The organism is Pseudomonas sp. GM33, from assembly GCF_000282295.1.
GTDB lineage: Bacteria > Pseudomonadota > Gammaproteobacteria > Pseudomonadales > Pseudomonadaceae > Aquipseudomonas > Aquipseudomonas laurylsulfatiphila.
In genome coordinates, this window is sequence record NZ_AKJO01000016.1 from 1 (window position 1) to 14,326 (window position 14,326).

The 14,326-nt window shown below is 61.4% G+C and carries 10 protein-coding genes and 1 pseudogene; 5 read left to right on the top strand and 6 right to left on the bottom strand.

The features are described 5' to 3' along the window. On the top strand, positions 1–891 hold an 891-nt coding region (locus PMI26_RS26195; RefSeq protein WP_007970640.1), incomplete at its 5' end, for a class I SAM-dependent methyltransferase. A gap of 44 nt (positions 892–935) precedes the next feature. Here the strand turns inward: PMI26_RS26195 and PMI26_RS26190 are convergent. From PMI26_RS26190 to PMI26_RS26175, 4 genes are all read right to left on the bottom strand, one after another. Beyond that, positions 936–3,707 carry an RHS repeat domain-containing protein gene (locus PMI26_RS26190; RefSeq protein ID WP_007970641.1) on the bottom strand — a complete coding sequence of 924 codons (2,772 nt, stop codon included), beginning with the start codon at positions 3,705–3,707 and terminating at the stop codon, positions 936–938. 172 nt (positions 3,708–3,879) lie between these two features. Further along, the gene (locus PMI26_RS26185; protein WP_007970643.1) at positions 3,880–5,217 is read right to left on the bottom strand and encodes an MFS transporter; all 1,338 of its coding nucleotides are present in this window, start codon (positions 5,215–5,217) and stop codon (positions 3,880–3,882) included. A gap of 37 nt (positions 5,218–5,254) precedes the next feature. Further along, complete coding sequence (locus tag PMI26_RS26180) at positions 5,255–6,331, bottom strand: C45 family autoproteolytic acyltransferase/hydolase (RefSeq protein WP_007970644.1); 1,077 nt, start codon at positions 6,329–6,331, stop codon at positions 5,255–5,257. Between the two features lie 151 nt (positions 6,332–6,482). Continuing rightward, complete coding sequence (locus tag PMI26_RS26175; protein ID WP_007970646.1) at positions 6,483–8,159, bottom strand: amidohydrolase; 1,677 nt, start codon at positions 8,157–8,159, stop codon at positions 6,483–6,485. A 157-nt stretch (positions 8,160–8,316) separates the two neighbouring features. Here PMI26_RS26175 and PMI26_RS26170 point away from each other — a divergent pair, with 157 nt between their 5' ends. Further along, positions 8,317–9,228: a LysR family transcriptional regulator gene (locus tag PMI26_RS26170; protein ID WP_007970648.1), complete on the top strand. Its 912-nt coding sequence runs from the start codon at positions 8,317–8,319 to the stop codon at positions 9,226–9,228. Between the two features lie 112 nt (positions 9,229–9,340). Here the strand turns inward: PMI26_RS26170 and PMI26_RS26165 are convergent, their stop codons facing one another. Beyond that, complete coding sequence (locus PMI26_RS26165; RefSeq protein WP_007970649.1) at positions 9,341–10,114, bottom strand: helix-turn-helix transcriptional regulator; 774 nt, start codon at positions 10,112–10,114, stop codon at positions 9,341–9,343. Positions 10,115–10,224: 110 nt separating this feature from the next. Between PMI26_RS26165 and PMI26_RS26160 the strand changes: the two genes are divergently transcribed. Continuing rightward, positions 10,225–11,328, top strand: coding sequence for an extracellular solute-binding protein (locus PMI26_RS26160; protein WP_007970650.1), 1,104 nt, complete (start codon positions 10,225–10,227; stop codon positions 11,326–11,328). A 167-nt stretch (positions 11,329–11,495) separates the two neighbouring features. Then, entirely contained in the window at positions 11,496–12,626 is a 1,131-nt protein-coding gene (locus tag PMI26_RS26155; RefSeq protein ID WP_007970651.1) for a DmpA family aminopeptidase, read from the top strand. Between the two features lie 295 nt (positions 12,627–12,921). Here PMI26_RS26155 and PMI26_RS26150 read toward each other — a convergent pair whose 3' ends face one another. Further along, positions 12,922–13,644, bottom strand: coding sequence for a GNAT family N-acetyltransferase (locus PMI26_RS26150; RefSeq protein WP_033047405.1), 723 nt, complete (start codon positions 13,642–13,644; stop codon positions 12,922–12,924). A gap of 279 nt (positions 13,645–13,923) precedes the next feature. Here PMI26_RS26150 and PMI26_RS26145 point away from each other — a divergent pair. After that, positions 13,924–14,326 (top strand): annotated as a pseudogene (locus tag PMI26_RS26145) (copper oxidase); the annotation flags it as partial.

The window sequence follows — 14,326 nt, forward strand, 5'->3', positions numbered from 1 at the left end:
GCAGCCGCCCCTGCCGAAACCCGTCGCCTGTTCCACGGCCGTGGCCGCTGCTGGCCGGGGCTGGAGCAAGTGACCGTGGACTGGCTGCAGGGCGTGGTGTTGGTGGCGTTGTTCAAGGAGCCGGAGGCGGCGCAACTGGAAGACCTGAAACAGCGGCTGATGGCAATCACCCAGTCTGATCAGTGGGCAAAATCCGGCGCCCATACGCTGTTGCTGCAACATCGCTACCTGCTGCAAAGCACCACCGAATGGCTGCTGGGCGAAGTCATCGAAGAAATGACCATCACCGAGGGTGGCCTGAAATACCGGGTGGATCTTGGCCGCAAACAGAACACCGGGCTGTTCCTCGACATGCGTTATGGCCGCGACTGGGTCCGTGCCCATGCACAGGGCAAGCGAGTGCTGAACCTGTTCGCCTACACCTGCGGCTTCTCGGTGGCGGCCATCGAAGGCGGCGCGAGCCACGTGGTCAACCTCGACATGTCCAGCCCGGCCCTGAGCCGCGGCCGCGACAATCACCGCCTCAACGGCCACGACCTGGGCAAGGTCACGTTTCTCGGCCACGACCTGTTCAAGTCCTGGGGCAAGGTGATCGGCAAAGGCCCGTACGACCTAGTGATCATCGACCCGCCGTCGTTCCAGAAAGGCAGCTTTTTGCTGACCAAGGATTACCAGCGGGTGCTGCGCCGCCTGCCGGAATTGCTCAGCCCTGAAGGCACGGTGTTGGCCTGCATGAACGACCCGGCGTTTGGCGCCGACTTCCTGATCGATGGCGTGACACGTGAGGCGCCGAGCTTGCGGTTCGAGCAGCGGCTGGAGAATCCGCCGGAGTTTCCGGATGCGGATTTTGAGTGTGGGTTGAAGGCGTTGGTGTTCACGTTGGAAAACTAATAAGAATTATCGTGCAGTGGCGGGTAATCACCGCGCTCTCAGCACTAACCAAACAATTTCTGGAAAAACGAACGTTTCTTGGGTTTTGCCTGCGCTTGTGGGAGCGTCGTCGTGGCGGCATTACTGACAGGTTCCTCAGAACTAGCCATTACTCTGGCGTTCCTGAGTTTATCTTCTTCATCATAAATTTGCTGAGCTGTACGTCCGGTCTCTTCCATTTTGAAGATGATATTTATTCCCTCACTGTTACCAAAACGCTCTTTCGCGGCATCCCAAACCCCCTGCTCTTTTAGATATACGATCAAGCCCTTGAAATCACGTTTGAAAGCACTCACAAGGCGCGAGTATTCCTCTGGTGAGTCAATGGAATCTAATCGAAGCGTTGCATCAAACGAGGAGCTCTCAGGAATCGGTATATATCTAACGGATTGCTGCTGTGGAGCGATTTCATGAATCATTGCTTCAACATCAATAGAAGAGTCAGGTTTATAATGACCGGAATGATTGTTGATGATAAATTTTGACGAGTCACTACTATCACGCTTCATTACTCCGGCAAACTCTGGAAGCCCCATACCAGGCTGTATACCCATATGCTGGAAATGCATATTTGCGAAGAGACGAAGCTTATTATTTTGATCGCGAAAAAAAGTGATCGCTTGGCCGAACTCAGACGGAGCCCACTCAGAACGCTCTCCCTCAAACACTTTTAGACTTCGACCGTAGACTGGCCCAACGCTCAGGAAGGTACTTTGCTCTTCGTTCCAGACGAGTTCTTCAAACCATCCTGTACCTATATCTTTTGCCAAAAAACTAACTATATCGCCTATAAAAATATCCACGGGAACCTTAATAGTCCCTTGCCAATCGTAGAAACTGGATGGATTGCTTCCAACCATTTGGTAACGGTTCAGGCCGTCTAGACTCCCCGCTGGATCAGGTGTTAGCCACCGTTGCAACCACGGCGCGTAATACCTGAATCCGTAGTAATAAAGCCCCGTCGCATCCCGTTCTTTGTTCGAATAACGCAGGGTCTTGTACTTCGCCACCAACGCACTTTTCCCCGCCCAGCATGCCGTGCCGCCAAAGGGGTAATAGTGTTCCTGGGTCAGCACGCCCGCCTCGTCGTCCAGTTCAAGGGTGCTGGAGCCGAGGTGATCGCTGAGGCTGTAACGCAACTGGTCGCTGTGCTCACCTTGGGGCCAGTGCAGCGCCCGTACGTTGCTGCGCCCGGCTTCGATGCTGATGACGTGATGTTCCTCGCCATCGGCCTGGCGGTGGATTTCCAGACTGGGGAGGTAACGGACTTCGGTGCGCAGGGTTCGACCGCTGCTTTGGGTGAATCCCACTTTGCGCAAGCGATGGCCGGGGCGGTCGTAGCGGTAGCTTTCGTAGTCGTCGGGCTCGGTTTCGCGTTTGACTAACGTGACGCGGCTCAATTGGTTACGCATATCCCAGTCCATGGCTTGGCCGCGCTGCAATTCCCGTTGATTGCCACAGGCATCGAAGCCCAACGCAATTTCACCCTCTCCCGGCAGCGAACCGTCTTCGCGCTGCGCCAGACTGCGGTTACTCCGCGCCGAGGTGAACATCGAGAAACCCGGTGCGCCGCTGTGCTGGCGGGTGATCAGGTTGCCGCCCCGGTCGTACTCGAAGCATTGGGTGTAATTGCGCCGCTGGTTGGGGTCCAGCGGCGTGGGCAACAGCTCCGGCAGCGTCGGACCATGGCTCGGCTGGCTGACCTCCCAGCCCCGGGCTTCGACCAGTTGGTACAGGCTGTCATAGCGGTAGCGGTTGACCGGGTCGATGCGCTGGTTGTTGAAGTGGATCACCGGTTGGGCCAGGTCTTGCAGCTCGACGATATTGCCCACCGCATCGTAAACGTAGTTCAGGTCCTGCAACGGCTTTTGACTGCCGAGCGCGGCCTGCAACCTGAGCAAGCGACCGTCATCCGCCGCGTATTCGACACGGGTCACCACGCCATTGCCGGCAGTTTCGCTTTCGACCTGATCGAGAGCGTTGTAGCGGATGGCGCTGACCAATCGTTTTGGCGGTTTCCCCTCCCCGGCCACTTGCAGCCAGGCCTCATCCGGCTTGCCCGCGAGGTCGTAACCGAAAGTGCGGAGGTTGCCCATGGCGTCGGTCTGCTGCCGGAGCTCGCCTGTGGGATTGAAGGTGTAGCGGGTGATGAACGGGCGGGTTTCCAACAACTCATCGCGGGCCTCGGGTTCGAGAGGCCAGTCAGGGATTTCAAGCTCGGCAAGAAAACGCCGCTCTTCCTGCAACACCCCGGCGGCCATTCCATATTCGGGATAGATCTGACTGCCGGCCGGGTCATCATGTCGGATCAGTTGACCGCACTGGTTGCGCCCGGCGAACACCGAATCGGAGCCGCCGTAGGTCAAGCGCTCGACCACGCGCGCAGCCTCTCCCACCGCCTGCTCCACCACCGCGACAGGACGCCGCTGAGGGTCGTATTCGAGGTACCGCTGGCTGCCCCGAGCGTCCCAGAACGAACAGGGCAAGCCGCTCTGATCCAGCAAGTTCAGTTGCCAACCGGCATCGACGCTGTCGGTCAACAAGGCGTGGCCATTCAACCCATAAATCGACGCCACATTCGCCTTCGCCGCAGTACCCAACAATCGCGGATCCCACGATTCCACCAAGCGCCCCGCCGCATCGAAACCTTGCCGGGTGATGCGCGGATCAATCCCGGCGCTGTCGGGATGCCGACAGTAACCCACGCCGCGAATCGCCAGGGCGCGAGGATCGATGACCGACAGCGTCGGTGTCGCAGTGTGTGGGTGGGCGTTCACGGTATCCTCGGTCCTTCGCTCGGATCGTGGACAGCGTGAGCCTTTTTTGCGCGGGCCGATACTGTAAGAAGTAACAGGTCGGTGATTCTCCTTGCAGGAGCTGGCTTGCCAGTGATGGCGTCATTGCATTCACCACCGCCATCGCCGGCAAGCCGGCTCCTACGGACTCTGATTACCCCATCTTTATCTGCACGCCTCGCTGCACCGACGCCCCACTGTCCTCATCGATTTGCGCCATGCTCAAGTGCGCGGTTTCCTTGAGGAACAACGAACAGACCGCGACGATGGCCAACGCCAGCGAGCCATACACGGCAACACCGAGCGGATTGTGATCAGTGGCAATCAGGATTGCCGTGGCTACGCTCGACGCGGTTCCCCCGCCCAGTGCCGCGCCGATCTGGTAGGCGGCGGACATTCCCGAATAGCGCATGTCCCTGGGGAATTGCTCGGCCAGGAACGCCGGGATAGGTCCTTGTGTGGCGCCCATGAAGGCACCGACGGCGATATACGCCAGGGTTGAAATCAGCAGGCTTTTCAGACCGACCAGCGCAAAGAACCCGAAGAACCCCAGCGCCATGATGATCGCCCCCAGCACCATCACTTTGCGGCGGCCGATCCGGTCGGACAGCAGGGCAAACAGTGGCGCGGTCACCACGATGGCCACCGACAGCGCAAAATCGAAGATCAGTGCATCGGTGCTGCCGTAACCGATCTGCGTGGCGTACGACAAAAAGAACGTGCTGCCGATGTAGGCGATGGTCACGTAGCCAAACGCGATCCCGGTGCACAGCAGCATTTCCTTCGGCCGTGCCCGCAGTGCCGCGATCAGAGGCATACGCACCGGCGTCTTGTGTTCGACGCGCTGTTCAACGGGTTTTTGCAGGCGCGCATAGAGCCCGATCAACACCAGCACACCGCCCAGCCAGAAGGGAATGCGCCAGGCGAAATCGGCGAGATGATCGTTGGAGGCGACACTGACAATGCCGAACACTGCCGCGCCGAGGATGCCGCCGATACCGATCCCCATGCTCGTGAAACTGCCCCACAACCCTCGTCGACCGGGCGGCGCCGACTCGATGCCGAACAGCGCCGCCCCGCCCCACTCACCACCGGCGGCGAAGCCTTGTATCAACCGCAGCAACACCAGCAGTGCCGGCGCGGCCAGGCCTATCGACGAATAGCCTGGCAGGCAGCCGATCAACAGGGTGCTCAAGCCCATCAGCAACAGGGTGATCACCAGCATTTTCTGGCGGCCGATCCTGTCGCCGTAATGCCCGAACACCATGCCGCCCAATGGCCGGGCAAAAAAGCCCGCGCCAAAGGCGCCGAAGGCAAACAGCGTGGCGGTCAGCGGGTCCATCTGCGGGAAGAACACCTTGGGAAACACCAGCGCCGCCGCCGTGCCGTAGATGACGAAGTCATAGAACTCCAGCGCGGTGCCCATGCCGGAGACGAAGAAGGTTCTGAGGGCGGACTGCGAACCCGCCGGGGAATGACCGTAACTAGCCATATCGAGTGCTCTTTTTGTTGTTATGGAGGACGTCGTTTCAGAAGCGCTGGAAGCCGTCGCGGGCCAGCAGCATCGGGTTGCCGGCGGCGTATTCGAGGACCGCGTTTTCGCTGTCGATGCCGATGGTCAGCAGGGTTTCCCAGCGCTCGGTGGCCGGCATGCTCAGGTCCGGATGGAAACAGATCGGCGCCTCGTCCCCGGCGTCACCGCACATGGCCGCAGCCCGGCGATTCAAGTCGCCATGGATCATCTCGACCCGGGCCGCGTTGACATGGGCCAGGCGTGCGTAGGTGGTCGATGCATCCGGCGTTCGCTCGCCAAGGCTCAGCACCGGGTCAAGGAAGTGATTGGTGTGGGTGATCCAGCCGTCTTCGCCGGGCAGGACCACGGCGGTGCCGGCGGCGGACATTTCAATGCTCGCCGCCCGTGGCGCCGTATCATGGTTCGAGAACACAGTCAGGACGGTCGACGCACTGACCCGCGCCGACCGCGCCAGGGCAATGGCCTCTTCAACGCTGGTCGCCTCCTCCAGGATCCGTCGGGCAATGGCGTGCACCGGCACGCCGGCTACCGCGTTGTCGCTGGCGTGGTGGAGGATGTTGAAATGCAGCCCGAGGCCGGCGCTGTTCACACCGATCTTGCCCAACATGCCGAACTCGGTGAACAGCTTGACGGTCATGCCGCAACGGTTTGTCAGTTGCAGCAGCATGCCGTGGGGTACCAGCGAATCGTGCCAGTCCCAGGTCTGGATGGTCCTGGGCGCATCGACCCCCGACGGCGCGAAGACTGCTGTCGAGCATTCGCCCTCGAGCGAGGCAGGCATCACCGCGAGGATTTCCGTACGGGCGTTCAGGCTCGCCAGTTGCCACAGGGGAATCCCGGCGCCTTCGGCCGTGGCTTCCAGTTCCTGGGCCAGGCTCGGGCTCCAGTCGGTGAGGGCTTGCAGGCTGGCTTCGCCCAGGGCGCGCACCTGCTCGGGCGCCACGCCCACCTGATTGAAAAAGTCGAGATAGAGCGCCACCGTCTTGCCGATTTGCGCCGCCCAGGTTTCGCCGATTTGCTGACCTCGGATCTGTGGGTTGTGGGTGTCGGTGACGAAACAATGCAGTTTCACGAGCGGTGTTCCTTTTTTGCGTGGGTAATCAACCTGTGGGAGCGGGCTTGCTCGCGAAGGCGGTGTGTCAGTCGACATCTGTATTGCCTGATACACCGCTTGCGCGAGCAAGCCCGCTCCCACAGGGTTTGTGTGTTCTGGTGGATCGGGTTCAGGGATTGCGGGCGAAAATCTCGCGGCCGGCAAAGAAGGTCTGCAGCACCCGGGTATCGCGCAGGGCCTCGGGCTTGACCGTGAAGACATCCCGGTCGAGGACGATCATGTCGGCCTGTTTGCCCGGCTTGAGCGAACCGATCCGGTCTTCAAGGCGCAGGGTGCGGGCGGCGTTGAGGGTGTAGGCCTGGAACATGGTCTGGCGGTCGATGTCTTCGGCGGCGTTGAGCACGCCTTTGGGGCCGGTGCGGCTGACCGCCTGGTAGATCGCCTTCCACGGATCCGGCGTGGTGATCGGCCAGTCGCTGGCGCCGGCAATGGTCGCGCCGTTCTTGTGCAACGAGCGGGCCGGGTACGAATACAGAAAGGCCATGGCACTGACATAGGGCTTGACCAGGTCCATGCTCGACTCATCGGCCATGGCCCAATACAGCTGCATCGAGGCAATCACGTCGAGGGGTTTGAACCGGGCGAATTCCTTCGGGTTGACCATTTGCAGGTGCGTGATGGAGTGGGGAATCCCGCTTTGTCGATCCTTGCGCGCCTGTTCGATGCCGTTGAGCGATTCACGCACCGCGCGGTCGCCAATCGCGTGGATGTGCACCAGCCAGCCACGGGCGTCGGCAGCGCTGACCAGTTCGCCGAAGTGCGCCGGGTCGATCAGCAATTCGCCGGATTTTTTCGAGTTCTTGTAGGGCTCCAGCATGGCGGCGCTTTGCGCCGGGACTTCCGCCACACCGTCGGCAAACACCTTGATCCCCGGCAGGGTCAGGTTGGGCACGCCGAGAAACTGCTGGCGAACCTTGTCCAGTTCATCGAGATCGGCCGGTGTGGCTTTCGAATCGGCCATCAGCAGTGCGGCCACATGCGCAGTCAACTCGCCGCGTTCGGCCAGCGCCTTGTAGATCGGCAACACCCCCAGCGATTGATTGTTCACATCGCCGCCGGGAATTTCATTGGCGATGGGGTCCATCCAACCGGTGATGCCCAGGCTTTTGTAGTAGTCGAGGGCTGCACGCGCGCCCGCCATCAATTCCTCGGTGGTCGGCGCTGGCAGCAGGGCCTGCACCGGGTACAGGCCGGCGTCGACCAGGAAGCCATTGGGCCGTCCATCGTCGTGATGCCCGATCGTGGCCTGCTCTTCGTCCTTCAACGCCTTGACCCGCGCGGCATCCACACCGGCACGCTGGAGCATCGCCCGGTTGGCCCACCCCGTGTGCAGGTCCCAGCCCAGAAAGAGAATCGGCGTGTCCGCCCATTCGCCCTGATTGAAGCGCTGCTCGAGCGCCTCGACCTGGCTCCAGTAAGTCGATGGCAAACCGCCGACGCTGAGGATGTCACCGTGTTTGGCCTTGCCGTCTTCGCGCCACTGGCGCAGGCGCTTTTCCAGCTCGTCGAGCGCCAGCAACTCGCCGTCCAGATTGGCCTGACGCAATTGCAGGCCGCCCTTCACCGTATGTGAGTGCGAGTCGATAAACCCCGGCATCAGCACCTTGCCGCCCAGGTCGACGATGCGCGTACCCGGCTGTTTGAGCCGCAGCACCTGGGCATCGGAACCCACCGCCGAGACCTTGCCGTTTTCGACCGCGATGGCCTGCTGCAAGGGCTGGCCGGGTTCGGCGGTGTACACCCTGGCGTTGTGCAGGATGAGGTCGACAGCGGCCATACTTTCCATCGAGGAACAGGCCAGGACAAGTTACGCGGCCAGGGTCAGAATCTGTTTCATGGGGCGACTCTTTATTTTTGTTGGGCTGTAGCCAAGACTATCCAAGCCGAATCGAGAACTGAATGCCTGCTCCCGCACAACTTCTGTGCCTATCAGGAATAGATAAATGGATAAAATGAGTGCCCTGACCATGTTCGTCGCCACCGCCGAACAGGGTAATTTCAGCCGAGCCGCCGACCTGCTCGGCAAGACTCCGTCCGCCCTGACCAAGGCCGTGGCCCAACTGGAGGAAGAACTCGGCACGCGCCTGTTCGACCGCACCACCCGGCGCATGGCGCTGACCGAAGCCGGTCGCATCTACCTGGAAGGCGCACGCCAGGCGCTGATGCAACTGCAACTGGCCACCGAGGACGTGGAGCAGTTGCAGCATGAGCTGCGCGGCGACCTGCGGATCACCGCCCCGCCCTCGTTCGCGCCGGCTTTTCTGAACCAGGTGTGCTGTCGCTTTTTGACCGCGTACCCGCAGGTCAAACTGGAAGTGGACCTGAGCGATAACTTCGAAGACCCGGTGGACGGCGGCTACGACCTGGCCCTGCGCGACGGCCCCATCGACCTGCCTGGCGTGATCGCGCAGCCGCTGGTGGAAAACCAGGTGTTGCTCTGCGCCAGCCCGGCTTACCTGGCCCGTAAGGGCGAGGATGTTTCACTGGACAATTATCAGCAGCACGACTGGCTGATCTTCCGCCATCCGCTACTGAATCGACATTTCTGGTGGGTCAAGCAAGGCGAACAACGGATACGCCTGACCCAACCGACGCCGCGGGTGGCCAGTGACAACTTTGATTTTCTGCTGGCCTGCCTGCTCGATGGACAGGGTTTACAGTTCATCCCGCAGTGGAGTGCCGCGCCCTATCTGGCGCGGGGCGAACTGGTCGAGTTGATGCCGCAGTACTGGCGCGAACCCAGTGCGTTCGGGCCGTGGATCTACGTGCTGTACCTGGCCCACCGGCGCAACACGCGCAAGGTCAAAGTGTTCATCGAATACCTCAAGGCGCATTGGCAGGAACAGCAGGTCTGAAGACCGCATAGCGCCCTTCGCGAGCAGGCTCGCTCCCACAATGGAATGCAGCTCAACTGTGGGAGCGAGCCTGCTCGCGAAGGCGACGGCTTGGTCAACCAGACAATCCGGATTAACGCGGCTGCAACACCAGCGCAAACAACTCGCCATGCCCGTTCACGTTGAGCTTGTGATAGAGGTTGCGCCGGTGCACTTTCACCGTCTCGGGGGAGATGCCCATTTGCTGGGCGATGGCCTTGCTGGAGAAGCCCTGGAGAATCAGGCGCGCGGTTTCGATTTCCCGCAACGTCAGGCGTGCGTCGAAGCGATCGAGCAAGGTCGCCAGATCGCCGGCCGGCGGTTCGGCGACCGGCCCTTCCGGTGGCAGAAGGTCCAGGTGTCGGCGCATCGCGGAGAGCACCCAGTCACGCACGCACAGCAGGCGCCCCTGGTCCTCAAGGCCAAAGCGCGTCGAACGCCCGAGGGACAGGCCGAGCACGGCACCGTCGAGGTTGACCATGAACTGCAACTCGTCCCCACCGACCACGGTGCTGAAGTAACTCAGGTAGTACTCGCTGTGCTGGAACTGGTCGGGGGCCACCGATTCGAGGCTGTGCAAGCCGTCGGCGATGCCGGCGCAAACGGCTTGATAGAACGGATCGAGCAGATACATGCCGGCGCGGTAGTCCGCCAGTTCTTCCTGCTCGGCACTGTTGCCCTTGGCATCGAAATCAATCAGCAGGCGCGGCACGTGGCCCGGGCGCATCAGCGCCACCAGGGCGTTGTCCAGCGGCACCAGCAACCGCAGGGTATCGACCAGCGCCCGCCAGAAACCGTCCCGCCCCACCGTCGTGAAGACCCGCGCCAGCCCCTGGTGCACCGGCAACTCTTTCAACAACGCGTCCACGCACTACCCCTTTTGTGTAACCCATGATGGGAATGGGTGAAGGCCACCCCGGTCGATACGCTACAAACTCCTGATTACCACCGGCCGCAACAGGCCAGGAGTGCCGCATCATGAGTCGTCACCGCTTGTATTTCAATCTGGGGTTTGGCGCCTGTCTGGCGGTGTCGCTGTCGGCGCAAGCCGTCGAAGCCCCGACCGTGCACGTTTACAACTGGTACGACTACATCGGCCCCAATACCCTGCAGGACTTCAAGCGTGACACCGGGATCGCGCCGGTCTACGACACCTTCGACAGCGCCGAAGTGCTCGAAGGCAAGCTGCTCACCAGCCGCAGCGGCTACGACGTGGTGGTGGCCAGCAACTTCAGTCTGCCCACGCTGATCAAAGCCGGTGCCCTCGCCCCACTGCCCCGGGCGCAGATGCCGGACTTCAAGAACATGGACACCGATCTGCTGGCGAAACTGGCCAACAACGATCCGGGCAACCAGTACGCCGTGCCGTACCTGTGGGGCACCAACGGCATCGGCTACAACATCGATAAAGTGCGCGCGGTACTGGGCGACAAGGCGCCGGTGGACTCCTGGGACCTGGTGTTCAAGGAAGAGAACCTGGCCAAGCTCGGCGAGTGCGGCGTGGCCATGCTCGACTCGCCGTCGGAGATGCTGCCGGTCGCCCTGCACTACCTCGGCCTGCCGCCCAACAGCACCAACCCCGAAGACTACAAGAAAGCCGAAGCGCTGCTGCTGAAGTTACGTCCGCACATTGCCTACTTCAACTCGTCGAAGTTCATCAGCGACCTGTCCAACGGCAACATCTGCGTGGCGGTCGGCTGGTCCGGCGCCATGCTCGAAGCCAAGACCACCGCCGAGCAGGCCGGCAACGGCGTGAAGATCGCCTACAGCCTGCCCAAGGAAGGCGCGCCGGTGTGGTTCGACACCCTGGTACTGCTCAAGGACGCCCCGCACCCGGAACAAGGGATGGCCTTCATCGACTACCTGATGCGCCCTGAAGTCATCGCCCCGGTCAGCGACCACCTCAACTACCCCAACGGCAACCGCAGCGCGACCACGCTGGTGGCCGAAGCGACCCGCAACAACCCGGCTGTCTACCCGTCAGCCGAAGCCATGGCCACCCTGTTCACCCTCCAGCCCCTGCCGCCGGCGACCGAGCGCGTGCGCACGCGAATCTGGAGCAAGGTCAAAAACGGTCAATAGCAAGGACACCGCATACCCCTGTGGGAGCGAGCTTGCTCGCGATAGCGGTGGATCAGTTGCCATAGATGCTGAATGTAACGACCCCATCGCGAGCAAGCTCGCTCCCACAGTGTCCGTGGTGCCCAACAAATATTTTTTTCTGCCACGAATCGAAGATGAGAAAAACCATGAAACCACGCGCCCGCGACTTGAACATCCAATTCGGCCAACTGCAACCCGGTCCGCTCAATGCCATCACCGACGTCCCCGGCGTGCGGATCGGCCACTGTGATGTACGAGGACGCACGGCCAACGGCCGCGACATCCTCACCGGCGTCACCGTCATCGAACCGCGTGCCGGTTCCACCAGCCAGCAACCGTGCTTTGCCGGCGTGCATGTACTCAACGGCAATGGCGATGCCACGGGGCTGGAATGGATACGCGAAGCGGGCTTGCTGACCAGCCCCATCGCCTTCACCAACACACACAGCCTGGGCGTGGTGCGCGATGCGCTGATCGTGGTCGACCGCGAACAGCAAGCCGATGACGGGCGCCTCTACTGGAACATGCCGGTGGTGCTGGAAACCTTCGATGGCTTGCTCAACGACATCAACGGTTTTCACGTGAAGCCCGAACACGTAGCCCAAGCCGTGCGCTCGGCGGCGGGTGGCCCGGTGGCCGAAGGCAATGTCGGCGGCGGCAGCGGCATGATCTGCCACGAATTCAAGGGCGGTATCGGCACCGCGTCGCGACGTTTGAACAGCGCTCAGGGCGGCTGGACAGTGGGGGCGATTGTCCAGGCCAACCATGGCATCCGTAACGAACTGCGCGTCGACGGGTATCCGGTCGGGCGCTACATGGAACAGGTCGATTCGCCGTTCCTCAAGGCCTCGCTGCCCCATCCGGGCATGGGTTCGATCGTGGTCTGCCTGGCCACCGATGCACCGCTGCTGCCACACCAGTGCACACGCCTGGCCCAGCGCGCCAGCCTTGGCCTGGCCCGCACCGGCGGCGGCAATGAAGACCACAGCGGCGACATCTTCATCGCTTTCGCCACCGGTAACGATCACGTGCCACCGGCGGCCTACGAGAGCAAGAAAGCGCAGACCACAAACAACCTGAGCATGGTCAACAACGACCACATCAGCGAGTTGTTCCTGGCCGCCACCGAAGCCGTGGAAGAAGCCATCATCAATGCCTTGCTCGCGGCCGACACCGCCGAAGGCAACGGGCATGGGGTGCCGGGGCTGGACGCCGAAACCCTGCTCAAAGCGTTGCGCAGCGCCGGCTGGCCGGGGGATGCGACTAGCGGTACTTGAGTGAAACACTCGGTCTTTTTAGGATGAACTTACGCAGTCGCTTGCTTGTGCAAGCCGCTGCGTAGGTGGTGAGTGAACTGAACCCCTACCAAGCTCACCGCCTGCTTCATGCGCATCTTGAGCCTCGAGGGCTCTACTTCCTCCCCATCAAAGAGCTTTGAGGCTCTTTTTTTGTCTCTGAAAAACCAACACAAATCACTGTGGGAGCGAGCCTGCTCGCGATAGCGGTGGGTGAGCCAGCATTGATGCTGGATGTGACGCCGTCTTCGCGAGCAGGCTCGCTCCCACAATGGATCTAGACCAAACGCAGTTTTGGGCCACTCGCCGGCACCGCGTCATCACCCAAGCGTTCGCGTACAAACTCACTGGCCTTGCGCGTCAACTGGTCCAGATGCCGGTCGCGCTGTTTTTCCGCGTCGGTCATGGCCCGCTTGCCGTGCTTTTGCAGCAGGTAGGTATGAATCTGCCGCACTTCCAGCGAGCTGTAGATCGACGCCACGTCCAGCAGCGCCATCAAGCCATCGGTGCTGTGGTCGCGGGTGTTCATCAACACCTGGGTCGCACGCACGCCCACCACCTGAAAACCCATCGCCTCGAAATACGGCACCTTGGCCACCGCGCAGGTCAGCTCGGCATGGGGATAGCGGCCGACCATTTCCCGCAGCATCCGCCGGGCCACACCCTGGCGCCGATACTCGACCTGTACCGCCATGTACGCCACGCCGCACGCCTCGGGGTCGTCCTGCACCGGCAGGTACAGCACAAAGCCCAGCACCTTGTGCGGATCGTCTTCGTCCGTGGCAACGATCAACTCCACGGCAATGCCTTTTTCACCGTTGAGCGCCTCCAGGTACAGGTGCACCTCATAGCCGATCGCGTATTGATAAAGGTTGTACAGCAGGTTGCTGGGCGGGATCGCGACCATGCTGATGTCGGTCAGGTTGTCGACCACCATCTGCAGGATCTGGCTATTGATGTGCTCGGGGCACGGGGTCTTGAAGTGGCTGATCAGGGGCATTGCGGTGACAGGCTCCGGGAGGCAAGGGCCGCCTATCATAACGCGCCTGACACTTGCGGTCCGAAGGGTGATGGTGGGGTGGCAGGTGATTGGGGAAATGGGTGGGTCAAGGCCCCCGAACTTGAGGATTGCTACCCACTTCGGCGCTACAGAAAAGTCTTAATATCTTGATACAAATCAGCCTTCCATACCCTCCGAGACTCCCTAGTGATTGGCGTAGCTCTTGCATCGACCGCATTGCGTACGTCAGCCACATCGGCGCGCCCCGAGGGAAACACTATGAAAAGCCTGCCTGACCTCAAACCGCTCGGTTTCAGCAAACCGGGCATCGCCGCTGTGATGCTGATCAACATCAGCCTCGGCACTGTCAACGCCGCACCGCTGGACGATGTCAGCTATCCGCCGCCAACGGATCCTTCGGCTTATACCAACCCACCTGCCGACCCCCAGGCCGCGCTGGACGCCATTCTGACCATGCCGCCCACCTACCAGGGCGCCATCGCCCTGCCCAATGGTATGTACGGCACCCGCACGACGCCAACGACCGACAACGTGCTGCAGCCAGCCCAGCAAACATCATTCAAGATCCCCACCAATGGCAAGCCCAGCCCGTTGTTCGGGGCCCAGCCCTACACTCAGCAACTGCTGCTTCTCGAAGAGTTCGGCACGGAAAAACTCGACC

Coding starts and splice junctions, on each gene's coding strand:
- PMI26_RS26150 (WP_033047405.1), bottom strand. CDS start 13,644: ATGCCCCTGATCAGCCACTTCAAGACCCCGTGCCCCGAGCACATCAAT.
- PMI26_RS26160 (WP_007970650.1), top strand. CDS start 10,225: ATGAGTCGTCACCGCTTGTATTTCAATCTGGGGTTTGGCGCCTGTCTG.
- PMI26_RS26175 (WP_007970646.1), bottom strand. CDS start 8,159: ATGGAAAGTATGGCCGCTGTCGACCTCATCCTGCACAACGCCAGGGTG.
- PMI26_RS26170 (WP_007970648.1), top strand. CDS start 8,317: ATGGATAAAATGAGTGCCCTGACCATGTTCGTCGCCACCGCCGAACAG.
- PMI26_RS26185 (WP_007970643.1), bottom strand. CDS start 5,217: ATGGCTAGTTACGGTCATTCCCCGGCGGGTTCGCAGTCCGCCCTCAGA.
- PMI26_RS26155 (WP_007970651.1), top strand. CDS start 11,496: ATGAAACCACGCGCCCGCGACTTGAACATCCAATTCGGCCAACTGCAA.